Here is a 24760-nt window from a genome sequence, read left to right on the forward strand (position 1 = left end):
TCGAATAAAATTAACGATTGCGTTTTTTTAGATAATGATGCCACAATAAATATGTCGCTAAAGAGCGAAATGGTTTCCAGTTTTCAGCGTGATTTTCCATTTCTTCTAAAGTTTCTAAATTAAAAAGTTCACGCATAGAATGTTGTATGGCTATATCTCCGATGGGAAAAATATCTTTTTTTTGCAAACAAAACATTAAATAGACTTGGGCAGTCCATTTGCCAATTCCTTTTAGTTGAATTAATTCATTGAAAACTTCTTGTTCTGTTTTGTATTGGAAACTTTCTAAATCCATATGATTTTGTTGGATGGTAAATGCTAAGTTTTTGAGATAACTTATTTTTTGTCGCGATACACCACATTTTTTTAGTACTTCATCTGAAGCTTCAAGTATTAATTTTGGAGTAAAACCATTTAAATAGTTTTCGATTTTGTCGTAACAAGCTTTTGCAGAAGCCATAGAAACTTGTTGTTCTAAAATTAATTGTGATAAAGCTATAAAACCTGATGGGCGAGTAGTGATAGTAGGAAGTCCGTAAGTGTCAATGATTTGTTGAAACTTAGGTTCGATTTCAATTAATGGTTCAAGAAAACTTAACACAAATATTCAATTTTGAAAAACGAATGTTGCATGTTGAACAATTTAAAAATAGAAACCAAAACCAACACGAATCGTAAACTTACGCGCATCTGGAATGTTGAAATAGCTTCCACGCCAAGCCCCATCAATTCGCATAACTTTAAAAATATTTCCAATTCCTGCTGAATATTCATAATACCCATCTACTGGAGCTTGGTATTTTTGTCCAGAAGCATTTAAAGCAATATTTTCATCAGAAACAGAGCCATAAACGGCTTTTACGCCAATAATTTCTCTCCAGTTTAATTTACGTAATAACGGTACTCTTGCAAATAATTTTCCATTAAAATTATGTTCTAAGTGTAGGGAAGTATATTGGTCTGCCACAAAATCGTAATAGTTTAATAGGTTATAGGTGTTATCGATAATAAAATACGATTGATTTCCAGGAATAATACCCATTAATGATAAAGGTACGGCACCAAAAGTTTTTCCAATTTCTATAGTAGAAAATAATCTTCCGAATCCTCCAATTAATAAGGGTTGACGGTAATATAATTGTAATTTTGAATAGTTGAAATCACTATCAAAAACACCTTTTAAACCTTGAGAATAACTCACGAAAAATCTAGGATAATTTAAATCTACATCAATTCGGTCAACGCCATATCCAACCATTTTTCGTTTGGGTGTATAGTTGATTAAGAAATTAATTTCAGATTGCGTAATTTTATTTGAAGTGGTTGTAAAAGTGTTATCTGTAAAATAATCTAGTTTAAATTCAGGTGAGGCTGAAGATAATGTTCGGTAGGAAAAGCTACTTTCTAAGACTAAATTTTTAACAGGTTCGATTTCGAAACCTAAATTGGTAAGGTTGACATTAGTTAATTTGTTATTAATACCGTTTGAAAAGAAAGATGAAGAAGCGAAACTTCTGCCTAAAACATCATTTGAAGTGGTTAAACTTACACCAATTTGTTCTACATCTCTTCGGTTTCCTAGCGAAACGATAAATCTATTTTTCTTATTTAACATTACACGGGCATTGATTCCGTATTTCACTTTGTCGTCTTTAAAGCCATAAGCAGTGTAACCTTGAATTCTCCAAGGGTCGTTGGCTCCAAAATACGTTCTTCCTCCAAAACGAATGCGTTGTCCTTCTACATCATTATAACCCAAAGTGGAGAAAACAGGTCCAATGTCGAATTTTCCAACCTGAATATAACCGCTTCCTAAAATAGAAACTAAATTGTAAAAGCGTTTGATTTTTGGTACTGTTTTTAAGGTGTCAAGCATTTCATAGATTCCTTTTTCGTTGGAATTTAAACTTTCAAAACGGTTTTCTTCCCAATAATCATCTGTTTTGGTATATACTTCTTTATCAAACGTATTTACATCTTCTCGGTAAAATTTATCATCTTTAGGTTGGTTGAATTCATGATTTTTAAACATGGTGGTTCTTTTTCCGTACATTCCGTTAGCACCTTCTTTTTTGGTTAAGGCGAAATCGGTCATCATATAATCGCGCTTTAGTAAGAAAACAGAATCGTTTAAAACATCAAATTCTTGTTCTATGTAAATGTCTCGGACCCAGTTTATATTTGCACTTTTGCTGGCTTCCATATTAATACTTTTAATGGCGAATGTTGAATCGTTAACCCAAAAATCACCTTTAAAAGTAAGTTCGTTTTTTCTTCTTGGGTAATACACAATATTGTAACACCATTTGTTGTCAATAAAAGTACTGTCTGATAAAACATAATTGTATACTTGAATTCCAGTTCTTGAAAGTGGACTTATAAAATCTTTATCGAAAAATTTTAAATAATTATTATAAATGTCATAATCGGCATATAAATCTTTTAAAAAGGCGTTAACACCATCGTTGTTGGCATTTCCAAAACCGGAGTATTTGTTGGCTTGCAATACATCTTTTGTGCGGTTTTTTGTATTGTCTCCATATACTTTGCTTCGTGTTTCGTTGATAAATATAGGTAAAAAGTTTTTACCTGTTATTGCAGATGTATCAACGTGTTGAAAAATAAATTCTACATTTTTAAAGATTTTACTCTTCATAAAAGTACTATCGATAGAGTTGATGTCAAATTCAATTTTTTCGTATTTATCATATTGATAATGCTCAAATTGACGCAAGCCATTTTTCTTTTTTCGTTCCCAAATTTTTCGTAAAATATCTATTGCAGGATTATTTTTTTTAGATGTTTTACCACCGTAGACTTTAACTTCAGCAATTTCGTTGGAGTTTTCTAAAACTATTTTTAAGTCGTAATTGTGTTCGCCAGTAAGTTCAATTTCTTTGTCTTTGTATCCCACAAAAGAAACAGATAAAGTCGTGTATGTTTTTTTAGATTCTAAATAGAATTTACCGTTTTCATCTGCAATTACACCTTCAGATGAGTTTTTAAAAGCTACAGTTGCATAAGCTACAGGTTGTTTTACATCGTCTAAAATTATACCACTTACTTTTGTTTGAGAAAAAGCAAGAGTTGAAATTAAAAAAATAAAGGCAAATAGGTTTTTCATTATTATGTTTTTAAAAAAAAATCCCGATACAATCGGGATTCAAATATATAATAAAAATTATGTACTATGACTTGTACATCACTTTTTTAACAGCTTTTATTACATCGTTACTGTTTGGTAACCATTCTTTTAAAAGAGTTGGTGAGTAAGGTGCTGGTGTATCAGCAGTTGTGATACGTTGAATAGGTGCATCTAAATAATCGAAAGCACGTTCTTGCACCATATATGTAATTTCTGAAGCAACTGAAGCGAATGGCCAAGCTTCTTCTAAAACTACTAATCTATTTGTTTTTTTAACCGAATTAATAATACAGTCGTAATCCATTGGACGTACTGTTCTTAAATCGATAATTTCACAAGAAATACCTTCTTTGGCTAATTCTTCTGCAGCAGTGTAAGCCTCTTTGATGATTTTTCCGAAAGAAACAATAGTTACATCAGTTCCTTCACGTTTGATATCAGCTACACCTAAAGGTAAAACATATTCGCCATCAGGCACTTCACCTTTATCGCCATACATTTGCTCAGATTCCATGAAGATAACAGGGTCATTATCTCTGATGGCCGCTTTTAGTAAACCTTTGGCGTCATAAACATTACTTGGTACTACTACTTTTAAACCCGGTGTATTTGCAAACCAGTTTTCAAAAGCTTGTGAGTGAGTAGCGCCTAATTGTCCTGCCGAAGCTGTCGGACCACGAAAAACCATTGGCATAGGGAATTGTCCGGCCGACATTTGACGCATTTTCGCTGCGTTGTTTATAATTTGATCGATTCCAACTAAAGAGAAATTGAACGTCATGTATTCGACAATTGGTCGGCATCCGTTCATGGCTGAACCTACTGCAATACCTGCAAAACCAAGTTCTGCAATTGGAGTATCGATAACTCTTTTTGGTCCAAATTCATCTAACATTCCTTTTGAAGCTTTGTAAGCTCCATTATATTCCGCAACTTCTTCACCCATTAAATACACAGATTCATCTCTACGCATTTCTTCACTCATCGCTTCCGCAATTGCTTCTCTAAACTGTATTGTTCTCATAAATTAATTCTAAAACTTAGTGAAACGCAAAAATAATAAATTTTAACGAGTACTAACATTATTATTAAATAATTTTACTAAATCGATTTCTTTAATAATTAATTAATGAATTCTTATTTTGAGCTAATAAAATTAAACAATTCATAAAAATCATCAATTTTAGATAAAAATTACATATTTTATATGCACGCATAGTATTTTTTTAAAACATTTTTTGTAATTTCGTACCATCAATATAAATTATTTAAAAATGAAAATATTAGTTTGCATCAGTCACGTTCCTGATACTACTTCAAAAATTAATTTTGTTAATAACGATACAGAATTTGATACTAATGGAGTTCAATATGTTATTAACCCAAATGATGAATTTGGTTTAACCAAAGCAATTGTATTGAAAGAGCAAAATGGTGCTCATGTTACAGTTGTAAATGTTGGTGGTACAGATGCCGAGGCTACTTTAAGAAAAGCACTAGCAATTGGTGCAGATGAAGCTATTCGTGTAAACACTAATCCAACGGATGGTTTATTTGTAGCCAAACAATTAGAAAATGTGGTCAAACAAGGTGGTTACGATTTAATTATTGCAGGTACTGAATCTATTGATTATAACGGAGGAATGGTTCCTGGAATGTTAGCGGGATTATTAGGTTACAATTTCGTAAATGCTTGTATTGGTTTAGAAATTTCTGGTACAGAAGCTACTACAATTAGAGAAATCGATGGTGGTAAAGAAACCGCAACAGCAAGTTTACCATTAATTATTGCAGGTAAAAAAGGATTGGTAGAAGAAAAAGACCTAAGAATTCCAAATATGAGAGGAATTATGACTGCTAGAACTAAAGCTTTAAATATTGTAGAAGCTTCAGGTGATGCTAACGCAACTTCTTCAATCAAATTTGAAAAGCCAGCAGCTAAGTCAGCAGTAAAATTAATTAGCGCAGATAACATTGATGAATTAATCAGTTTATTACACAACGAAGCTAAAGTAATATAATTCATAAATCGAGTTCGTAAATCATAAATCGTAAATCGTAATTAAAAAAGATATGTCAGTTTTAATATATACAGAATCAAACGATGGTAAATTCAAAAAAGTAGCTTTTGAAATTGCCTCATACGCAAAAAAAGTAGCCGATATGTTAGGAACAACCGTAACAGCTGTTTCTATCAATGCTACAGAAAATCAAGCTTTATCTGCTTACGGAGTAAGTAAAGTATTAAAAGTTAACAATGATAAATTATCTTCATTTAGCGCTAAAGCTTATGCAGATGTAATTAAGCAAGCCGCTGAAAAAGAAGGTGCTAAAGTAGTAATTGTTGCTTCAACTACAGATAGTTTGCATATTGCGCCATTAGTTGCTGTAAGCTTAAATGCAGGTTTTGCTTCGAATGTAATTGAAGCACCTATCAGTGTTGCACCATTTCAAGTAAAAAGAAGTGCTTTTTCAAATAAAGCATTTACAATTTCGGAAATTGCAACAGAAGTTAAAGTCTTGGGAATTTCTAAAAACTCATTTGGTTTAATTGAAAACGCTACTTCATTAACAGAAGAAGATTTTTCACCAGCTTTATCCGATGCAGATTTTGGTGTAAAAGTAACAAATTCAGAAAAAACTACAGGAAAAGTAACTATTGCTGATGCTGAAATTGTTGTTTCTGCTGGTCGTGGATTGAAAGGTCCAGAAAATTGGGGAATGATTGAAGATTTAGCTTCTGTACTTGGTGCAGCAACCGCTTGTTCTAAGCCTGTTTCTGATATTGGTTGGAGACCACACGGAGAACACGTTGGACAAACAGGAAAACCAGTAGCTGCCAATTTATATATTGCAGTGGGTATTTCTGGAGCCATTCAACATATTGCAGGAATTAACTCATCAAAAGTTAAAGTAGTTATTAACACAGATGCTGAAGCACCTTTCTTTAAAGTTGCCGATTACGGTATTGTGGGTGATGCTTTTGATGTGGTTCCTAAATTGGTTGAAAAATTAAAAGCTTTTAAAGCAGCAAACGCATAATTTTTTATATATTGTGCCTCCTAAAAAAGGCTATCTAAATAAGATAGAAATAGCTTGTTTAGATAGCCTTTTATTTTATGGAAAATATTTTTATAGTACATTTGAATAAAGTTTAAGTACAAAATGAGTTTAGTAAAATTAACCATTAAAGGAATATCTTATAGTCAAACACAAAATGGTGCTTATGCGCTTATTTTGAATGAAGAAGATGGAGATCGAAAGTTGCCAATTGTTATTGGTGCTTTTGAAGCACAATCTATTGCAATTGCCTTAGAAAAAGAAATAAAACCACCGCGTCCTTTAACGCACGATTTGTTCAAAACTTTTGCGGATAAATATGATATTGTAATCAAACAAGTGATCATTCATAAATTAGTAGATGGTGTCTTTTATTCTAGTATTATTAGTGAAAGAGACAGCATTGAAGAAATTATTGATGCCAGAACTTCAGATGCCATTGCCTTAGCTCTAAGATTTAACGCGCCAATTTTCACCTATAAAAACATCTTGGACAAAGCTGGAGTATTTTTAAATTTAAATACTCAAGAAGGTAATCCAGAAGATACCCATAATGATGGAGTTTTAACAGAACCAGAAACTTTTGGAGACGATAAGGAAGAACAAAGTGCCTATGCGAAATATAGTTTACAAGAATTGCATAACCTCTTAGAGGAAGCCATTCAAAACGAAGATTACGAGAAAGCAGCGGTATTAAAAGAAGAAATCGATAAAAAAGAGAGTTAAAAAATCAACCAAAATACTACAAAATGAGCATAAAATTTAGATTGACAATAATGAATTTCCTCCAATTTTTTGTTTGGGGAGCTTGGTTAATTACAGTTGCTAACTATTGGTTTGGAACAAAAAATTGGGATGGAGCTCAATTTGGAGCTATATTTTCAACGATGGGAATAGCTTCAATTTTTATGCCAACACTTTGCGGTATTATTGCAGACAGATGGTTAAATGCTGAAAAATTATATGGAATTCTACATATTTTAGGTGGAATTACATTGTTTTATGTTCCTCAAGTTACAAATCCATCAGATTTCTTTTGGGTAATATTAGTAGCTATGATTTTTTATATGCCAACGATAGCCTTATCGAATTCAGTTGCATATAATGCCTTAAAAAGTAATAATTTAGATGTAGTTAAAGATTTTCCTCCAATTAGGGTATATGGAACTGTAGGTTTTATTGCTGCCATGTGGATAACAAATTTAACAGGAAATAAAGCTTCAGAGAATCAATTTTATATTGCTGCAATCGCTGCAGTGATTTTAGGTATTTATTCTTTTTCACTTCCTAAATGCGAACCAAAAGGAAAAACTATTGAAAATAAATCTTTTTTAGATTTAATGGGTTTAACTTCTTTTAAATTATTTGCTGATTATAAACTAGCATTGTTTTTTGTTTTCAGTATGTTTTTAGGTGCTGCTTTACAACTAACAAATGCTTATGGAGATGTTTTTTTAGACGATTTTAAGCATGTTGCAGAATATAAGGATTCTATTGTTGTAAAATATTCAACAATAATAATGTCAATTTCACAGATATCTGAAACACTTTTCATTTTAGCAATTCCATTTTTCTTAAAACGTTTCGGAATTAAGCAAGTAATGTTATTTAGTATGATTGCTTGGGTGCTTCGATTTGCATTATTTGCATATGGAAATCCAGGTGATGGACTTTGGATGATTATTTTATCATGTGTTGTTTATGGAATGGCATTCGATTTTTTCAATATTTCAGGTTCATTATTTGTCGAAACTTCAACTGATTCGAAAATTCGTTCTTCTGCACAAGGTTTATTTATGATGATGACTAATGGATTTGGCGCAGTTTTAGGTAGTATAGTGAGTGGACAAATAATAAGTCTTTATTTTACAGATATTAAAACAGGAGCAAAAGACTGGCACAACATTTGGCTAACATTTGCTATTTATGCGCTTGTAATTGCTGTTGCTTTCGCTGTTTTATTCAAACACAAACACGATCCTAAAGACGTAGCATCATTCAATCATTAAAAAGGGTTAAAGGTTTTGAACTATTTTTACACTTTTAACTTTTAACTTCTAATTTCTAACTTTACTATGAAACAATACCACGATTTAGTTAAGCACGTATTAGAAAACGGAACACAAAAAGGCGACCGAACTGGAACTGGAACTATCAGTGTTTTTGGATACCAAATGCGTTTCGATTTAAGTGAAGGTTTTCCCATGGTAACTACCAAAAAGCTACATTTAAAATCAATAATTCACGAATTGCTGTGGTTTTTAAAAGGACAAACTAATATTGCCTATTTGCAAGAAAATGGTGTGAAAATTTGGGATGCTTGGGCAGATGAAAATGGAAATTTAGGGCCAGTTTACGGACACCAATGGAGAAATTGGAACAGTGAAGAAATTGATCAAATTACAGAATTAATCGAAACCTTAAAAACCAATCCAAATAGCCGTAGAATGTTAATTTCGGCTTGGAATCCTTCTGTTTTGCCAGATACTACAGTTTCGTTTTCAGAAAATGTGGCAAATGGAAAAGCTGCATTACCACCGTGTCATGCCTTTTTTCAGTTTTATGTTTCAGACGGAAAATTATCTTGTCAATTGTACCAACGCAGTGCTGATATTTTCTTAGGAGTACCATTTAATATTGCATCTTATGCCTTATTTACTATGATGATTGCTCAAGTTTGTAATTTAGAAGCGGGTGAATTTATTCATACTTTTGGTGATGCGCATATTTATAATAACCACATTGAACAAGTGAATTTGCAACTGAGTAGAGAACCAAGAAAATTACCAACTATGAAATTAAATCCGAATGTGACAAACATTTTCGATTTCACATTTGACGATTTCACTTTAGAAGGTTACGAACCTCATGAACACATTAAAGGAGCCGTTTCGGTATAAATAGATTTTATGAAGAAGATTGTTTTACTCTTAGTTTTGTTTTTTAATGCCTTTTTATTTGGACAAGAATACAAAACAGAATTTTTTGATTCTCTAGGAATGAGGTCCGTTAATGAGACAGGTTTTAGAAAAATTGTGTATGAAAAGAAAGATAGTTTATATAAGATATCAACTTTTTACAAAGGCAAATTAAACGCTGTAAAAATTGTAGTTGATACAATAAACTATGCAAAAAACATTGAGGAAACTGAGTATTTCGAAAATGGAAAAATATCAAAAACAAGAAAATACTTAAACAATAAATTAGATGGTGATATAGTAGAATATTACGATAATGGCTTAAAAAAAGCAGTATATCAAATGGAGTATGACCAATCATTAAACTCTGTTTATAAAATTAATGAATTTTGGAACAAAGAAGGCGAGCAACAAGTTATTAAAGGCAATGGAAAATTTGAGTTCGAAATATCAGTTAATTTTGGTTTAAATGAGAAACTTTTTCTAACTGGTAATGTAGTTGATGGTTTATTTGAAGGTAAATTTAATTCAAATGATGAGGTGTTTCCTTATTTTGAAGAATATTATTCAAAAGGAAAACTGTTAAATGGAATGCGAAAAGTTTCTAAAAAAGAATCAAAATATTACACAGAAATTGCTATTCAGGCAAAACCAAATGGAGGAATGAGTAGTTTTAGAGGACTAATTGGTTCGCAAATGTCAACAAAAAGACAAAAATCTGCCCTTAAAGGTCAAGTAATAGCTAAGTTCATTGTAGATACAAACGGATCGATTAAAAATCCAATAATTGTTAAAAGTTTAAATTCTTATTTTGATAATCAATTGCTTGATATTTTGAGAAATACGGAAAAATGGACTCCTGGTGAATATAGAGGTCTGAAAGTAAAACAATATTTTACAATTCCTCTATTAATTGATGTGGAGGAAGCTAAGTGATAATATAAATTGGTTTCGATGTGTTTTAAAAAATCATAATTTGCTTTTAAAACAATTCATATACATTTTGTAAATTTCTTTTATCAAATACTCTAAATAATTATGCTAACACTAATCGCCGCAACATCTACAAATAACGCTTTAGGAAAAGACAACCAATTGGTTTGGCATTTACCTGACGATTTTAAGCGTTTTAAAGCTTTAACTACAGGACATTACATTATTTTAGGAAGAAAAACGTTTGAAAGTTTCCCTAAACCTTTGCCAAACAGAACGCATGTAATTATTACTCGAAATAAAAATTACGAAGCACCAGAAGGATGTATTGTGGTTTCAAGTTTAGAAAATGCTATTGAGGTTTGTCCAAAAAATGAAGAAATTTTCATTATCGGTGGTGGTGAAATTTATAAGCAATCTATAGATATTGCTGACAAAGTTGAATTAACTCGTGTGCATACTATCGTAGAAGCAGATACTTTTTTTCCTGAAGTTGATCCAGGTAAATGGAAAGTTGTTTTCGAAGAATTTCATCCCAAAGATGAAAAACATGCCTTCGATTTTACTTTTTTAACTTTTATTAAAGCAAATCCTAATTCGTAAATCGTAATTTTGAATTACTTTTGTAGCACAAATAAAAAATCATGTCTAAAACCATAAAACCATACCAAGATTCCGACACCAGTAAGAAAGAGCAAGTTGCTCAAATGTTCGACACTATTTCCGGGAATTATGACGGATTGAACAAAATTATTTCTTTGGGAACCGATGCCGCCTGGAAAAAGAAGATTCTGAAAATGGTGCAACTTCAAAATCCAACAAATATTTTAGATATAGCTACGGGAACTGGGGATTTAGCCATTCTTTTCGCTGCAACTTCTGCAAAAGAAATTATTGGCTTAGATATTTCTCACGGCATGTTAGAAGTTGGAAAGAAAAAAATCTTAGATAAAAAACTAGAATCAAAAATTCAAATGGTTTTAGGTGATGGAGAACAAATTCCGTATGCAGATAATTATTTTGATGTAATTACCATTGCTTACGGAGTGAGAAATTTTGAGAATTTAGATAAAGGTTTGTCAGAAGTTTTAAGAGTGCTAAAACCAAATGGCTTACTGTTAATTTTAGAAACTTCTGTTCCTACAAAATTCCCTGTGAAACAAGGTTATTATGTATATACCAATTTTATTATGCCAGCCATAGGTAAATTGTTTTCTAAAGATAAAAAAGCCTATGCCTATTTGTCCAATTCGGCACAAAATTTTCCTTTTGGAGAAGCTTTAAACAATATTTTACGAAAAATTGGGTTTATAGATGTAAAGCACTTGCCTCAAACATTAGGTGTGGCAACAATTTATAAAGCATCAAAAAAGTAAGACATGCAATTCAAATCAATTTTTATACTACTATTCATTACACTAAATTCGTTTGGACAAGGCGGAACATTTGGTAAAGATCCAATTATTCAGCAAGAAAATTTCGACAAACAAAGGGTGCATTGGGGTTATTTTTTAGGCTTTAGTAGTTATAATTATCAATTTAATTATTTAACTGTTGGAAAAGATATCGAGTTAAAAACTTCTACAGGTTTTAATGTCGGATTAGTTGGAAATCTTCGTTTAAATGAATTTTTAGATTTGCGTTTTGAACCTGGTTTTTATGCTACTCAAAGAAATTTAGTATATCCTGATATTGCAAATAGTGTAGATAAACTAAGAGAAGTTAAAGCAGCCAATTTGCATTTTCCACTATTATTAAAATATTCTGCTTTGCGTACCGGAAATGTTAGGCCTTATTTATTAGGTGGAGTTTCTTCAACTTTAAATTTAGGAAGTAACGAAAAAGCGCCCGACGATAATTTTTCTGACAGATTTAGAGTGAAAACTTGGACGCAAAATTATGAGATTGGATTTGGTTTGGATTTGTATTTAGAATATTTCAAATTCTCACCCTCAATTCGAGGTGTTTTTGGTATGAATGATGAGTTAATTCGTGACAACGACCCAAATTCTCCTTGGACGGGTAACATACAATCTATGAAAACTAGAGCTGTTTTTATCAACTTCACGTTTCATTAAAATGCCATAATTTATTTTTAGAGTAAAGTAGTCTAAAACAGTTAGTTGCTATAATATTTTTATTTCAATTGCTTTAAAATAAGTTATTGCATTCTTTTAAATTCCGATAAAATTATTGCCGTCGCAGTTGCTACGTTTAAACTTTCTGTTTGTTGTAAACTGCCAAATCTTGGAATACTGATTTTTTGAGTTACCAAATTCTCAATTTCTTTTGAAATTCCATTGGCTTCATTACCCATAACAATGATTCCTTTAGGAGGTAGTTCCGATTTATAAATGTTTTCACCTTCCATAAAAGTACCAAAAATGTCTAAATCGGTAGTTTTTAAATAGTCCGTTAAGTTCGTATATACAACTTCCACACGAGCCAAACTTCCCATAGTAGCCTGAACTACTTTTGGATTGTAAATATCAACCGTTTCTTCCGTACAAACAATTTTAGAAATTCCAAACCAATCGCACAGTCTAATAATTGTGCCCATATTTCCAGGGTCTTTAATATTATCTAAGGCCAATTCTAAATCAGAAGAACCTAATTTAGAGCTAGTTGTTTTAATTTTAAAAACAGCCAAACAATCATTTGCGGTAGTTAATGCAGATATTTTTTTAAGTTCACTTTCAGAAATAAATTCTGTTTGAAATTTTTTATCAAATAAATTTTCTTTAGTTACAAATAAATGTTCCAAGCTAAAATTGGCATCAATAAGCTCCTGAATTACTTTTTTACCTTCCGCAATAAAAAGTTGATGTATTTTTCGGTACTTTTTTTGCTGTAAGCTATTAATTAGTTTAATTTGGTTTTTGCTAACCATAAAAAGTTGTATTTTTGAATAAAATTAAGTGTTTGAAAAAATTCACATCAAAAATAGTACTATTTTTTCTTTTTGGACTATTTTTTTACTCCTGTTCTGAAGTAAGAAAACTCCAAAAGAAACAGTTGCTAATTCATAATAACGAAATTATAGTTAATGGTAAATCTACAAAAGCGGAAGATTTACAAAATCAGTTGTACCAAAAACCCAACAGTAAATTATTAGGTTTTAAGCCAAGATTACAACTTTTTAATTTAAGTAAAAAAAACGCAGATTCTTCTTATCAGGCTTGGTTACTTAAAAAGCCAAATCGCGTAGCGAAAATGACGAAGTTATATTCCAAAAAACAAGTGAATCGCTTAGGAAAATCATTTCTTGTTTCAGGTTACAGCGATTTTTTTAAGAGAGTTGGAGAAGCACCTTCTATTTTAGATACTTCAAGAGTAAAAAAATCTGAAAAAAGATTATTTAAATATCATTTTAATCGTGGTTTTTTTGATGCGAAAGTAACCTCAAAAATTGATTCTTTAAAAAAGCAAAAAGTAAAAATTTCATACCTTATCAATTCAGGAAAACCTTACCTAATTGATAGTATTTTTAGAAATATAAATTCTCCAATTATAGATTCATTATATGTGGAAATATCTAACCGATCTTTAATAAAATCTGGAACTTCTTATAACGCCGAGAATATTGCAATTGAGAAAAAAAGAATTACTACAGAATTTAGAAATCGTGGCGTATATCATTTTCAGGAAAACTACATAAAACAACCTGATGCCGATACTATAGATAAACCTAAAAACACACTAAATTTAACTTTTAATATTGGAAATCGAATTGTAAAAAAAGGCGATTCTAGCTATACAGAACCTTTTAAGCTGTATAAAATTAATAAAGTCAACATTTTTACAGATAAACAAGTTAAAGAAAAAGTTGTTGGAATTGACAGTATTGCCTACAAAAATTATAATTTTTACAGTTCTGGAAAATTAAAATACAAACCCAAAGCCATAACAAATTCTATTTTTATTGAAGAAGGTAAATTGTTTAGTGATCAAGATAAAACGTTAACTACAAGGGCTTTATCCAACTTGAAAATCTTTTCTTATCCGCAAATTCAGTATGTTGAAGATGCTAGTGGTGAAGGATTGATAGCTAACGTTGTTTTAACACCTTTAAAAAAATATCAATTTAACATTAAAGGCGATTTAACCCATTCTAACATTCAACAATTTGGTATTTCCGGATTTACAGGTATTACTTTTAGAAATATATTTAAAGGGGCCGAAATTTTAGATTTTTCCATTCGAGGCAATCTTGGAACTTCAACCGATCCGAGTATCAAAAACAGTACAAATGCTTTTTTTAACATCTTAGAATATGGAGGTGATTTAAAATTGACATTTCCAAGGATTTTCTTTCCAATTAATACCAAGAGCATAATTAAAAAAGAATCGTTACCCAGTACATCTATTACTTTAGGACTCTCTAAACAAACCAATATCGGTTTAGATAAAGAAAATTATAACGGAAGTTTCTATTACGATTGGGGCTTAAATAAAGACGAAACTAAAAAATTCAGATTCGATTTGTTTAACCTACAATTTGTTAGAAATCTAAATATTGGAAATTATTTTAATGTATATAATTATTCGTATGATACGTTGAACGATTTAGCATTAGTTTATAACACTAATCCAAATTTTAATGTAGGACAAATTTTAGGGAATGATTTAACTTTTCCAGGTGCAGTTGAGTTTATTAATCAAGTTGGTGCTGGATTTATAGATGTTGGAAGTGAAGAAAATTTCAAAACCATCAACACTATTGGTGAAAGAAGAAAAAGACTTATCGAAAACAACTTAATTTTATCCTCTAGTTTTTCTTATAATTTAAGTACAAAAAGCGATTTTAACGATGTGCAGTTTTATAATATAAAAGCCAAAATAGAAAGTTCTGGTAATATTTTAAACGCAATTGCAAAACAAAAAAATGAAGGCTTTAGCGACAATAATAAAAGAACACTTTTTGGTGTAGAATATGCTCAGTACATAAAAACAGAACTAGAATACATCAAACACTTACATCTTTACAAAAAAAGTTCTTTAGCTTTCCGATTTTTTGGAGGTATAGCAATTCCTTATGGGAACTCCAATTCTGTTCCGTTTTCACGAAGTTATTTTGCAGGTGGAAGTAATGATAATAGAGGATGGCAAGCTTATTCGTTAGGGCCAGGTTCAAGTGCTAGTGTAAATGATTTTAATGAAGCCAATTTGAAATTTTCTTTAAATTTAGAATATAGATTTAATATTTTTAACAGTTTAAATGGCGCATTATTTGCTGATGCGGGAAATATTTGGAATGTTTTTGATAATGTGGAAGATGAAAAACTTAAATTTAAAGGAGCAAAATCTTTCGAAGAATTCGCCTTAGGAACGGGTTTCGGATTGCGTTACGATTTTGGTTTTTTCGTAGTTCGTGGCGATTTTGGGTTTAAAGCTTATAATCCAGCTAAGCGTTATGAAGAAAGATGGCTTAAAGATGTAAATTTATCAAAAACTGTATTTAATATAGGTATCAATTATCCTTTCTAGAATTAATAAAATTATTACTTTTGTAAATTCAACAACACAAAATAAATTATTAAAAATAAAAAACACATTATGAGTCATACTATTAAACCAGGAGTTGCAACAGGAGATCAAGTTCAAGAAATTTTTAGATATGCTAAAGAAAAAGGCTTCGCGTTACCAGCCGTAAATGTTACTGGTAGTAGTACAGTAAATGGCGTTTTAGAAACTGCAGCAAAATTAAACGCTCCTGTAATCATTCAGTTTTCAAATGGTGGTGGTCAATATAATGCAGGTAAAGGTCTTTCTAATGCTGGTGAAAAAGCAGCTATTTTAGGTTCAATCGCTGGTGCCATTCATGTGCATACTTTAGCAGAAGCTTATGGTGCAACTGTAATTTTACACACAGATCATTGTGCTAAAAAATTATTACCATGGATTGATGGTTTATTAGAGGCTTCTGAAAAACATTTCGCAGCTACAGGAAAACCATTATATTCTTCACATATGATCGATTTATCTGAAGAACCAATTGAAGAAAATATCGAAATTTGTAAATCCTATTTAGCACGTATGAGTAAAATGGGTATGACATTAGAAATCGAATTAGGTATAACAGGTGGAGAAGAAGATGGTGTAGATAATTCAGATGTGGACAGCTCGAAATTATACACGCAACCAGAAGAAGTTTCGTATGCTTACGAAGAATTAATGAAAGTGAGTCCGCGTTTTACTATTGCAGCTTCTTTCGGAAATGTACACGGCGTTTACAAACCAGGAAACGTAAAATTAACACCTAAGATTTTGAAAAATTCTCAAGAATTCGTTCAAAATAAATTCAATACAGAAGCAAATCCAGTAGATTTTGTTTTCCATGGTGGTTCAGGTTCTACTTTAGAGGAAATTAGAGAAGCAATTTCTTACGGTGTAATTAAAATGAATATTGATACTGATTTACAATTCGCATATACTGAAGGTGTAAGAGATTACATGGTGAACAATATCGATTATTTAAAAACTCAAATTGGAAATCCAGAAGGAAGCGATGTGCCTAACAAAAAATATTACGATCCAAGAAAATGGGTGCGTGAAGGTGAAGTTACATTCAATACTAGATTAGAACAAGCTTTCGCAGATTTAAATAATGTAAACACGTTATAATTTACAAATTAATTGTACAAAATATAAGATAATAAATTTTTAATATGTTAGATAAAGTTATGTTTTGAAGGCAACTTCTAACTTCCAACTTCTAACTTCTAACTTACTATTATGGCTTGGTTTAAAAGAAAAGAAAAAGGAATTACTACCGCAACAGAAGATAAAAAAGATGTTCCGAAAGGATTGTGGTATAAGTCTCCAACAGGGAAAATTGTTGATTCTGACGAATTAGAAAGAAATTTATGGGTTAGCCCAGAAGATGATTATCATGTTAGAATTGGTAGTGCTGAATATTTTCAAATTTTATTTGATAATAATGAATTTGAAGAATTAGATGCAAATTTAACTTCTGTAGATTCTTTAAACTTCGTAGATACTAAAAAATATAGCGACCGTTTAAAAGAAGTAACAGAAAAAACAAAATTAAAAGACGCAGTTAGAACAGCTGTAGGTAAATCTAAAGGAAACGACATCGTAGTAAGCTGTATGGATTTTGCCTTTATTGGTGGTTCAATGGGTGCGGTAGTAGGTGAAAAAATAGCACGTGGTATTAATTATGCGATTAAGCATAGGTTGCCATTTGTGATGATTTCAAAATCAGGTGGTGCTCGTATGATGGAAGCGGCACAGTCTTTAATGCAATTGGCTAAAACTTCTGCAAAATTAGCACAATTAGCTGAAGAAAGATTACCATACATTTCATTATGTACCGATCCAACAACAGGTGGAACAACCGCTTCTTATGCAATGCTAGGTGATATCAATATCGCAGAACCAGGAGCTTTAGTAGCTTTCGCTGGACCGCGTGTGGTCAGAGATACAACGGGTAAAGATTTACCAGAAGGATTTCAAACTTCAGAGTTCTTACTAGATCACGGTTTTTTAGATTTCATTTCACACAGAAAAGATTTAAAAGACAAAATTAATATGTACGTTGATTTAATTTTAAATCAAGATATTAGATAAAACAAAAAACCCCGATTTTCAACTAAAAATCGGGGTTTTTTTATGATTGTTTAGAAAAGATTAAATTCCAAAAGCAGTTTTAATATCTGCAACTCGGTCTAATTTTTCCCAAGTAAATAATTCAACTTCTATAGTTTTAACGTCACCATTTGGAGATTTAAACGTTTTGGTAACTACTTCGTTTTTACGTCCCATGTGTCCGTAAGCTGCCGTTTCGCTGTAAATTGGAGTTCTTAATTTTAAATTTTGCTCAATAGCATAAGGTCTTAAATCGAACAATTGTGCCACTTTATCAGCAATTTGAGAATCTAATAAACCATTATTGGCTGTACCATAAGTGTTAACGTAAATGTTACATGGTTTGGCAACACCAATGGCATAAGAAACTTGTACTAAAACTTCGCTAGCTACACCAGCAGCAACTAAGTTTTTAGCAATATGACGTGCTGCATAAGCCGCACTTCTGTCTACTTTACTTGGATCTTTTCCTGAGAATGCTCCACCACCGTGAGCACCTTTACCACCATAAGTATCTACGATAATTTTTCTACCTGTTAAACCTGTATCTCCATGTGGTCCTCCAATTACGAATTTTCCAGTTGGATTAATGTGGTACTCAATTTTGTCATTAAATAAATGTGCGTATTGCGGATATTTAGCTAAAATTCTTGGAATTAAAATAGTAATAATGTCCGATTTGATTTTGGCTAACATGGCTGTTTCTTCATCAAAATCGTCATGTTGAGTAGATACTACGATTGAGTCAATTCTAACTGGAATGTTGTCATCGTTATATTCTAAAGTTACTTGCGATTTTGCATCCGGACGTAAATAAGTAATAGCCGAATTTTCTCTTCTTAATGCTGCTAATTCTTGTAATAATTTATGTGCCAAGTCTAAAGCTAATGGCATTAAGTCTTCTGTTTCGTTTGTAGCATAACCAAACATAATTCCTTGGTCACCTGCGCCTTGTGCGTTAGCTTTCGATTCGAAATCTGTTGCAGCAGCTCTGTCAACACCTCTATTGATATCGTCAGACTGATCATGAATAGCAGATAAAACACCACAAGAATTTGCTTCGAACATATATTCACTCTTAGTATAACCAATTTTCTTGATCACATCACGAGCAATAGTTTGAACGTCTAAATAAGTAGAAGACTTTACTTCACCAGCTAAAATAACTTGTCCAGTGGTAACTAAAGTTTCACAAGCTACTTTTGACGCTGGGTCAAATGCTAAAAAATTATCAATTAATGCATCACTAATTTGATCTGCAATTTTATCTGGATGTCCTTCACTCACAGATTCCGACGTAAATAAATATGCCATAATTATAAAAATAAATTATATAAATAATACCGAAAAAATTGCAAGGAAATACTAAAGGAAGAAAGTTCTGCTTTAGCATTTTTTTTACGAGGTTGCAATCAGTTCAAATTTTTCCTCTTTTAATTCTGTGCAAATTTACTAATTAGTTTTTTAAAATCGAATAATTATTTTTTTTATTTTTTGAATCCAATTTTAATTTCTTTTCGTAGTTAGATTTAAGTAATAATAGTTTTAAAAGTTAATGATATGAAAAAGTTTGTAGTGATGTTTGTTTTGGTGTGTTTTAGTCAATTTTCAATAGCGAATGAAAAGGATGAGTTTTTGTTGGAAAAAGCAAAATCGTTAGTTAAAGTTGAAAATTATGCTGCTGCAATTCCATTATTAAAACAATATATAAACGAATTGAAAACAACTGCTCCTAAAGAAGTATATTTAGAATTAGCAAACGCTTATTTCGGATTAAACAATCAAAAAGAAACGTTGGCTTATATAAAAATTGCTATCAGTAAAGCAGGTTTAACCGAGCAAGATTTTATTTATTCAAACACGTTAAATGAAGAAGTGTCTAGTTTTGTGTGGGAATTTTTCTATAACAATTATGATGATCTAAGAGAAGAATATCTTAGTACTAAATAAGTTTAATCTAAAATTAATTTTAAATTAGTTTTAAATCTACTAGACGGTTGCTTTTTAGATTTATTTTCTTATTTTTATGTTTTAAATAGTAAAATTTAGATAATTTAACTAGAATATTTATTTTATTAGAAAATTATTCTATTTTTGCCTCGTTAAAAAAAACAACAAAGTGCAAATAGTAACAAATAAAATGATGATGCAATTGATGATGTGGAAAAGTTCCGCAGGGTATTCTATTTGTTAAATCTAAAATAATAATATAAATAGACCTCTGCTTTTGTAGAGGTTTTTTTTTGTCTAAAATTTAAAACTCAACCAACATGCAACTTGAAACTCTATTAGCTAATATCACTCAACATGCCAATTTAGTCGATGCTTATGGTGCGACTCATTTGCCGATTTACAATACCGCAACTTTCGATCATAAAAGGCAATTTCCTAATCATAAAAACTACGATTATTCCAGAACTGATAATCCAACTAGAAATGCCTTAGAAGATATTTTTACAATTGCAGAAAACGGTGCTGGCGGTGTATGTACTAATACAGGTGTTGGAGCATTAGCACTTCTTTTTGATACGGTTTTAAAATCAGGCGATACTGTTTTAGTCGAAAGAGATTGTTACGGTGGAACTTACAGAATGTTAAATATTCTACTTGAAAAACAAAATATTAAAACATGTTATGCCGATTTTACAGATGCAATTGAAGTAGAAAATGTATTGAAAAATAATGCTATAACACTTGTTTTATGTGAATCTCCAACCAATCCAAGTTTAAAAATTGTAGATTTAAAAGCAGTAGCAGAATTAAGTAAAAAATACAATGCTTTATTTGCGGTAGATAATAGTATGGCCACATTTGCTTCCCAAAAACCATTAGATTTAGGAGCGGATTTTTCGTTGTTTTCTGCCACAAAATTTATTTCTGGTCACGGAAGTGTGGTGGCTGGAGCTATTATAGCAAAAACTGACTATTGGGCAGAACGTTTATGCTATTTTTCTAACGCAAATGGGAGAGCGCAAAGTCCGTTTGATGTGTTTTTAGTATCATTAGGTTTGCCCACTTTAGTATACAGAATGAAAACGCAAGAGCAAAGCGCCATTCAACTTTCAGAATTTTTACTTTCGCTTTCAGAAGTTGTTGAGGTAAAATTTCCAGGGTTGCCCTCGCATCCGCAATATGAATTGGCTAAAAGACAGATGAAAATTATTCCTTCGGTGTTAACCATCACTTTAAAATCGGCAGAAAAATCGGAACAATTAATTCGAAATACGAAGTTATTTGGAGAAAAAGTATCTTTCGGCACTTCAGATTCAAGATTAGAAATTCCATCAAAAATGAGTCATGCTACTTACTCGGAAGAAGATTTAAAGAAAATAGGACTAACTCATGCTACAGTTAGAATTGCTGTAGGATTGGAAAATGTTGACGATTTAATTGCTGATATACAACAAGCTTTAAAAATAGAAACTAGTAAATGTGTGTAAAATGAGTACAACGGTTGAAAATTATTTTAATGAGATTCCATGTGGCGCAACGATTCCTTTAAATAATCCGCATGCGGTTTCAGTTAGTTTGCCGAAAATTCAGGATGTTGTCGATTATGAAGAAGGAAAATCACATGTTCTTGAGGTAATGAAATCGGGTTATCCGAGGTTTTTTCAAAATCATTTTGTGAAACAATTAACGGATTATATCAAAGCAAAAAATCAGATTTCAGATGAAAAGAAACTGATTCCAATTTCTTCGATTCAAGCTAAAAATAATATCGAAAAAGTGTTTCAAGTGGTTTTCGAATATATTAAAGATGAATTTGAAAATGTGTTTTTAATTTTAGATTCCAATGATGAAAACGCTAAAAAATATACAGATTTTATCAGAAATGCGGGATTGATTATTAGTTCAAGAAAAGCGGAAGCAACTTTATATGAATTGCGGGTTATCGATACAATTTTTAAGGAAGAAACGGTGGAAGAAGCGGAAGCTATTTCGAACATTAAAAACACCTTAAGTGAAGCTTACGGTTCTTCTTCAGAGAATATTGTTTTGTCTAATTGCGGTATGAATGCTTTATTTGCGGCTACTGAAGCTTTAGTTGCTGTTCAACAAGAATTTAGAAAAACAAAAATTGTACAATTGGGTTGGTTGTATGTCGATACCATGGAAATTATCGAAAGAAAAGGAAATTTTCATCTTCAAGTCAATGTTTTCGATTTAGTTCAACTAGAAAATTGGCTGGAAATTCATCATGAAAGTGTTGCTGTGATGGTTACAGAAGTGGTGAGTAATCCGCTTTTACAATGTGTAGATTTGCCTAAATTATATGAAATATGTTCGTGGTTTTCTGTTAAATTAATTGTAGATAATACTTTAGCCACGCCGTTTTGTGCAGATGTTTTGCCGTTTTGTGATGTGGCAGTAGAAAGTCTAACTAAATTCGCATGTGGTAATGCCGATTTGCTTTTAGGAGCAATTATAGCAAAAGATAGAAGTTTAATTGCGTTGCTTCATGAATATGTAATTCCACCTTTTGAAGGAGAAATTAAAAGGTTGGGTTTTGAAATATTAGAGTATGAAAATAGAGTTCGTAAAGTTTCTGAAAATACAATTTTACTTTACGAATATTTAAAAAAGCAAGCAAAAGTATTGGAAGTAAAAAGTGTGTTTCATACTGCGAATGGGGAAAACTATTCGAAAATTCAAAAAGGAAATGGTGTTCCGGGTTTATTATCGATTGTGTTTGATAAAAGTTTAGCATTTTATTACGATAAGTTACAAATAGCGAAAGGCCCTAGTTTAGGAACTGAATTTACATTAGCAATGCCTTACGTGTATTTGGCTCATTATGAGTATTTAAAATCGGCAGAAGGTTTAAGTCAACTCAGTGAATTGGGAATCAATCCGGATTTATTGCGAATTTCTGTTGGAACAGAGCCGATAGAAGCTATTGTCAAAGCTTTTCAGTGGATTTTAGAATAAGTTAAAAAATTACAATAAAAACAGCATGATGAATAATATTCTGTAAAAATAGAATTTTAAAGATTATTATTCGTTTATAGTTTCATAAAGTAGCAAAATATAGAAAATTTATCTATAAAAATTGGTTTCATGGAAAATTTGTATATCTTTGTACCATAAATGAATCAAAAATGACAAATAAATTTTGCAATAAGTGTTGTTGTATGGGGAAAATTTCCACAGAGTAGCCTATTGCCTAATTTTAAATATATAAAATAGCTAAAAGCCTCTGTTTTGCAGAGGCTTTTTTTTTAATCATATACAAACCAAAAAATGAATTCAAAATCAAATAATAATACAGTTTCAACTTTAATTTGCTGTGGTTGCTTTTTCCAAAAGGAGCACTAATTTGGTATGAATATAATTCAAAACAGGTATAAGAGCTCCTTCAAATAGAAGGAGCTTTTTTATTTAAAAGTAAATCAAAATGAAAGAAAAATTATTAAAAATAGTAGCTGAAAGTAAAACGTTAGAAGAAAAATTAAAACAAATATCTAATTTAATTCCAGGTAAAATAGTGTTTTCAACTAGTTTCGGAATGGAAGATCAAGTTGTTTCTCACGCTATTTTTTCGCAAAACATTGAAAATATTGAAGTGTTTACATTAGATACAGGTCGACTTTTTCCTGAAACTTATTCGGTATGGGATAAAACACAATTGCAATACAATGCCAAAGTAAAAGCTTTTTATCCGAACTCAGAATCCATTGAAAGGTACATCAATGAAAACGGAATTAACGCTTTTTACAATTCAGTGGATTTAAGGAAAACATGCTGTTTCATTCGAAAAGTAGAACCGTTAAATCGGGCTTTGGAAGACGCAACAATTTGGATTACGGGTTTACGATCAGAACAATCTAATAACAGAAATGGGTTAAATGAAATAGAATGGGATCAAGAAAAACAACTGTTCAAATTCAATCCACTTCTAAATTGGTCAACTGATGAAGTAATGGAATATTTAAAACAAAATGCTGTTCCTTATAATCCATTACACGATGAAGGTTTTATTAGTATTGGATGTGCGCCGTGTACTAGAGCTATAAAACCAGGTGAAGATTTCCGAGCTGGTCGTTGGTGGTGGGAAGAGCAATCCAAAAAAGAATGTGGATTACATAAATAAAAAAAAGGTAAAAAACTTAAAACAATAACAATTCGAAACAAAAAATATGAGTCAGAAATATAATTATCTAGAACAATTAGAAAACGAAGCCATTTATATCCTTCGTGAAACAGCCGCACAATTTGAAAAACCAGCCTTGCTTTTTTCAGGCGGAAAAGATTCAATCGTATTGGTGCATTTGGCTTTAAAAGCTTTTCGACCTGGTAAATTTCCGTTTCCTTTGGTACATATCGATACCGGTCATAATTTTCCTGAAGCGATTGAATTTAGAGATTATTTAGCAAACCAAATTGGCGAAAAATTAATAGTAGCTTCAGTTGAAGACAGCATTAAAAAATACAATTTGAAGGAAACTGCGGGTCGTTTTCCTTCAAGAAATGCCTTACAAACCTACGCACTTTTAGATGCCATCGAAGAAAATGAATTTGATGCGTGTATCGGTGGCGCACGACGCGATGAAGAAAAAGCCAGAGCAAAAGAAAGAATTTTTTCAGTTCGAGACGATTTCGGACAATGGGATCCCAAATTACAACGCCCCGAATTATGGGATATCTTAAACGGAAAAGTCAAAAAAGGACATAATGTTCGCGTGTTCCCAATTAGCAATTGGACCGAATTAGACGTGTGGAATTACATTCAAAAATACAATATCGAATTGCCAAGCTTATATTTCGCACATGAAAGAGAATGTATTGTCCACCAAGACAAATTGGTGGCTACTTCAAAATTTATCCAACCGCTAGAGCATGATAAAGTAGTTGTCGAAAAAGTACGCTACAGAACGGTTGGGGATATGACATGTACCGCAGCAGTTCCATCAACAGCAACAACGGTTCAAGATATCATAGACGATATCATTCAAACAAGAATTAGTGAAAGAGGCCAAACGCGTTTAGACGATCAACTATCCGAAGCAGCCATGGAAGACAGAAAAAAACAAGGATATTTTTAAACTTGAAACTTGAAATCTGGAATTTGATCCGAGGCGTAGCCGAACAGAAT

Annotated in this window: 22 protein-coding genes; 17 read left to right on the top strand and 5 right to left on the bottom strand. The window is 31.5% G+C overall.

Annotated elements, in window-relative coordinates:
• Nucleotides 1-10: 10 nt before the first annotated feature.
• The 3 genes from G4D72_RS01060 to G4D72_RS01070 form a co-directional block, all read right to left on the bottom strand.
• Nucleotides 11-601 carry a DNA-3-methyladenine glycosylase family protein gene (locus tag G4D72_RS01060; RefSeq protein WP_166075729.1) on the bottom strand — a complete coding sequence of 197 codons (591 nt, stop codon included), beginning with the start codon at nucleotides 599-601 and terminating at the stop codon, nucleotides 11-13.
• Between the two features lie 42 nt (nucleotides 602-643).
• Nucleotides 644-3124 carry a DUF5686 and carboxypeptidase-like regulatory domain-containing protein gene (locus tag G4D72_RS01065; RefSeq protein WP_166075730.1) on the bottom strand — a complete coding sequence of 827 codons (2481 nt, stop codon included), beginning with the start codon at nucleotides 3122-3124 and terminating at the stop codon, nucleotides 644-646.
• 64 nt (nucleotides 3125-3188) lie between these two features.
• On the bottom strand, nucleotides 3189-4169 hold the full coding sequence (locus G4D72_RS01070) for a pyruvate dehydrogenase complex E1 component subunit beta (protein ID WP_166075731.1): 981 nt from the start codon (nucleotides 4167-4169) through the stop codon (nucleotides 3189-3191).
• 250 nt (nucleotides 4170-4419) lie between these two features.
• Between G4D72_RS01070 and G4D72_RS01075 the strand changes: the two genes are divergently transcribed.
• From G4D72_RS01075 to porT, 9 genes are all read left to right on the top strand, one after another.
• Entirely contained in the window at nucleotides 4420-5166 is a 747-nt protein-coding gene (locus G4D72_RS01075) for an electron transfer flavoprotein subunit beta/FixA family protein (protein ID WP_166075732.1), read from the top strand.
• A gap of 52 nt (nucleotides 5167-5218) precedes the next feature.
• Nucleotides 5219-6187 (top strand): electron transfer flavoprotein subunit alpha/FixB family protein, encoded by a 969-nt coding sequence (locus G4D72_RS01080; RefSeq protein WP_166075733.1) that lies wholly within the window; start codon nucleotides 5219-5221, stop codon nucleotides 6185-6187.
• Between the two features lie 123 nt (nucleotides 6188-6310).
• Nucleotides 6311-6931, top strand: coding sequence for a bifunctional nuclease family protein (locus G4D72_RS01085; protein ID WP_166075734.1), 621 nt, complete (start codon nucleotides 6311-6313; stop codon nucleotides 6929-6931).
• A gap of 23 nt (nucleotides 6932-6954) precedes the next feature.
• Nucleotides 6955-8214, top strand: a complete 1260-nt coding sequence (locus G4D72_RS01090; RefSeq protein WP_166075735.1) for a nucleoside permease — start codon at nucleotides 6955-6957, stop codon at nucleotides 8212-8214.
• A gap of 66 nt (nucleotides 8215-8280) precedes the next feature.
• Nucleotides 8281-9105, top strand: a complete 825-nt coding sequence (locus G4D72_RS01095) for a thymidylate synthase (protein ID WP_166075736.1) — start codon at nucleotides 8281-8283, stop codon at nucleotides 9103-9105.
• Between the two features lie 9 nt (nucleotides 9106-9114).
• Nucleotides 9115-10059, top strand: coding sequence for an energy transducer TonB (locus G4D72_RS01100; protein ID WP_166075737.1), 945 nt, complete (start codon nucleotides 9115-9117; stop codon nucleotides 10057-10059).
• Nucleotides 10060-10161: 102 nt separating this feature from the next.
• Nucleotides 10162-10659 (top strand): dihydrofolate reductase, encoded by a 498-nt coding sequence (locus tag G4D72_RS01105; protein WP_166075738.1) that lies wholly within the window; start codon nucleotides 10162-10164, stop codon nucleotides 10657-10659.
• Nucleotides 10660-10700: 41 nt separating this feature from the next.
• Nucleotides 10701-11432: a bifunctional demethylmenaquinone methyltransferase/2-methoxy-6-polyprenyl-1,4-benzoquinol methylase UbiE gene (gene ubiE, locus G4D72_RS01110; RefSeq protein WP_166075739.1), complete on the top strand. Its 732-nt coding sequence runs from the start codon at nucleotides 10701-10703 to the stop codon at nucleotides 11430-11432.
• 3 nt (nucleotides 11433-11435) lie between these two features.
• Nucleotides 11436-12134 carry a type IX secretion/gliding motility protein PorT/SprT gene (gene porT, locus G4D72_RS01115; RefSeq protein WP_166075740.1) on the top strand — a complete coding sequence of 233 codons (699 nt, stop codon included), beginning with the start codon at nucleotides 11436-11438 and terminating at the stop codon, nucleotides 12132-12134.
• A gap of 83 nt (nucleotides 12135-12217) precedes the next feature.
• On the opposite strand, the gene G4D72_RS01120 is transcribed toward porT, so the two are convergent.
• The gene (locus G4D72_RS01120; RefSeq protein WP_166075741.1) at nucleotides 12218-12946 is read right to left on the bottom strand and encodes a TrmH family RNA methyltransferase; all 729 of its coding nucleotides are present in this window, start codon (nucleotides 12944-12946) and stop codon (nucleotides 12218-12220) included.
• A 32-nt stretch (nucleotides 12947-12978) separates the two neighbouring features.
• On the opposite strand from G4D72_RS01120, the gene tamL reads away from it, so the two are divergent.
• From tamL to accD, 3 genes are all read left to right on the top strand, one after another.
• A complete protein-coding gene (gene tamL, locus G4D72_RS01125; RefSeq protein ID WP_166075742.1) occupies nucleotides 12979-15543 on the top strand; it encodes a translocation and assembly module lipoprotein TamL in 2565 nt (854 codons plus the stop codon).
• Nucleotides 15544-15612: 69 nt separating this feature from the next.
• Complete coding sequence (gene fbaA, locus G4D72_RS01130) at nucleotides 15613-16680, top strand: class II fructose-bisphosphate aldolase (RefSeq protein ID WP_166075743.1); 1068 nt, start codon at nucleotides 15613-15615, stop codon at nucleotides 16678-16680.
• A gap of 111 nt (nucleotides 16681-16791) precedes the next feature.
• On the top strand, nucleotides 16792-17646 hold the full coding sequence (accD, locus tag G4D72_RS01135) for an acetyl-CoA carboxylase, carboxyltransferase subunit beta (RefSeq protein ID WP_166075744.1): 855 nt from the start codon (nucleotides 16792-16794) through the stop codon (nucleotides 17644-17646).
• A gap of 60 nt (nucleotides 17647-17706) precedes the next feature.
• Here the strand turns inward: accD and metK are convergent, their stop codons facing one another.
• Nucleotides 17707-18978, bottom strand: coding sequence for a methionine adenosyltransferase (gene metK / locus G4D72_RS01140; protein WP_166075745.1), 1272 nt, complete (start codon nucleotides 18976-18978; stop codon nucleotides 17707-17709).
• Nucleotides 18979-19224: 246 nt separating this feature from the next.
• Between metK and G4D72_RS01145 the strand changes: the two genes are divergently transcribed.
• The 5 genes from G4D72_RS01145 to cysD all read left to right on the top strand — a co-directional run bounded on the left by G4D72_RS01145 (nucleotide 19225) and on the right by cysD (nucleotide 24710).
• A complete protein-coding gene (locus tag G4D72_RS01145; protein ID WP_166075746.1) occupies nucleotides 19225-19614 on the top strand; it encodes a hypothetical protein in 390 nt (129 codons plus the stop codon).
• 320 nt (nucleotides 19615-19934) lie between these two features.
• Nucleotides 19935-21104 carry a trans-sulfuration enzyme family protein gene (locus tag G4D72_RS01150; RefSeq protein ID WP_166075747.1) on the top strand — a complete coding sequence of 390 codons (1170 nt, stop codon included), beginning with the start codon at nucleotides 19935-19937 and terminating at the stop codon, nucleotides 21102-21104.
• Nucleotide 21105: 1 nt separating this feature from the next.
• The gene (locus tag G4D72_RS01155) at nucleotides 21106-22596 is read left to right on the top strand and encodes a PLP-dependent transferase (protein WP_166075748.1); all 1491 of its coding nucleotides are present in this window, start codon (nucleotides 21106-21108) and stop codon (nucleotides 22594-22596) included.
• A 466-nt stretch (nucleotides 22597-23062) separates the two neighbouring features.
• A complete protein-coding gene (locus G4D72_RS01160; protein WP_166075749.1) occupies nucleotides 23063-23758 on the top strand; it encodes a phosphoadenylyl-sulfate reductase in 696 nt (231 codons plus the stop codon).
• Between the two features lie 46 nt (nucleotides 23759-23804).
• A complete protein-coding gene (gene cysD / locus G4D72_RS01165) occupies nucleotides 23805-24710 on the top strand; it encodes a sulfate adenylyltransferase subunit CysD (protein WP_166075750.1) in 906 nt (301 codons plus the stop codon).
• Nucleotides 24711-24760 lie beyond the last annotated feature (50 nt).

Origin of the sequence: Flavobacterium difficile, from assembly GCF_011392115.1 — a bacterium.
Taxonomy (GTDB): Bacteria; Bacteroidota; Bacteroidia; order Flavobacteriales; family Flavobacteriaceae; genus Flavobacterium; species Flavobacterium difficile.

Coding starts and splice junctions, on each gene's coding strand:
- fbaA (WP_166075743.1), top strand. CDS start 15,613: ATGAGTCATACTATTAAACCAGGAGTTGCAACAGGAGATCAAGTTCAA.
- G4D72_RS01075 (WP_166075732.1), top strand. CDS start 4,420: ATGAAAATATTAGTTTGCATCAGTCACGTTCCTGATACTACTTCAAAA.
- G4D72_RS01100 (WP_166075737.1), top strand. CDS start 9,115: ATGAAGAAGATTGTTTTACTCTTAGTTTTGTTTTTTAATGCCTTTTTA.
- G4D72_RS01080 (WP_166075733.1), top strand. CDS start 5,219: ATGTCAGTTTTAATATATACAGAATCAAACGATGGTAAATTCAAAAAA.
- G4D72_RS01090 (WP_166075735.1), top strand. CDS start 6,955: ATGAGCATAAAATTTAGATTGACAATAATGAATTTCCTCCAATTTTTT.
- accD (WP_166075744.1), top strand. CDS start 16,792: ATGGCTTGGTTTAAAAGAAAAGAAAAAGGAATTACTACCGCAACAGAA.
- ubiE (WP_166075739.1), top strand. CDS start 10,701: ATGTCTAAAACCATAAAACCATACCAAGATTCCGACACCAGTAAGAAA.
- porT (WP_166075740.1), top strand. CDS start 11,436: ATGCAATTCAAATCAATTTTTATACTACTATTCATTACACTAAATTCG.
- cysD (WP_166075750.1), top strand. CDS start 23,805: ATGAGTCAGAAATATAATTATCTAGAACAATTAGAAAACGAAGCCATT.
- G4D72_RS01105 (WP_166075738.1), top strand. CDS start 10,162: ATGCTAACACTAATCGCCGCAACATCTACAAATAACGCTTTAGGAAAA.
- G4D72_RS01070 (WP_166075731.1), bottom strand. CDS start 4,169: ATGAGAACAATACAGTTTAGAGAAGCAATTGCGGAAGCGATGAGTGAA.
- G4D72_RS01145 (WP_166075746.1), top strand. CDS start 19,225: ATGAAAAAGTTTGTAGTGATGTTTGTTTTGGTGTGTTTTAGTCAATTT.
- G4D72_RS01095 (WP_166075736.1), top strand. CDS start 8,281: ATGAAACAATACCACGATTTAGTTAAGCACGTATTAGAAAACGGAACA.
- G4D72_RS01065 (WP_166075730.1), bottom strand. CDS start 3,124: ATGAAAAACCTATTTGCCTTTATTTTTTTAATTTCAACTCTTGCTTTT.
- G4D72_RS01150 (WP_166075747.1), top strand. CDS start 19,935: ATGCAACTTGAAACTCTATTAGCTAATATCACTCAACATGCCAATTTA.
- G4D72_RS01160 (WP_166075749.1), top strand. CDS start 23,063: ATGAAAGAAAAATTATTAAAAATAGTAGCTGAAAGTAAAACGTTAGAA.
- G4D72_RS01155 (WP_166075748.1), top strand. CDS start 21,106: ATGAGTACAACGGTTGAAAATTATTTTAATGAGATTCCATGTGGCGCA.
- metK (WP_166075745.1), bottom strand. CDS start 18,978: ATGGCATATTTATTTACGTCGGAATCTGTGAGTGAAGGACATCCAGAT.
- G4D72_RS01120 (WP_166075741.1), bottom strand. CDS start 12,946: ATGGTTAGCAAAAACCAAATTAAACTAATTAATAGCTTACAGCAAAAA.
- G4D72_RS01085 (WP_166075734.1), top strand. CDS start 6,311: ATGAGTTTAGTAAAATTAACCATTAAAGGAATATCTTATAGTCAAACA.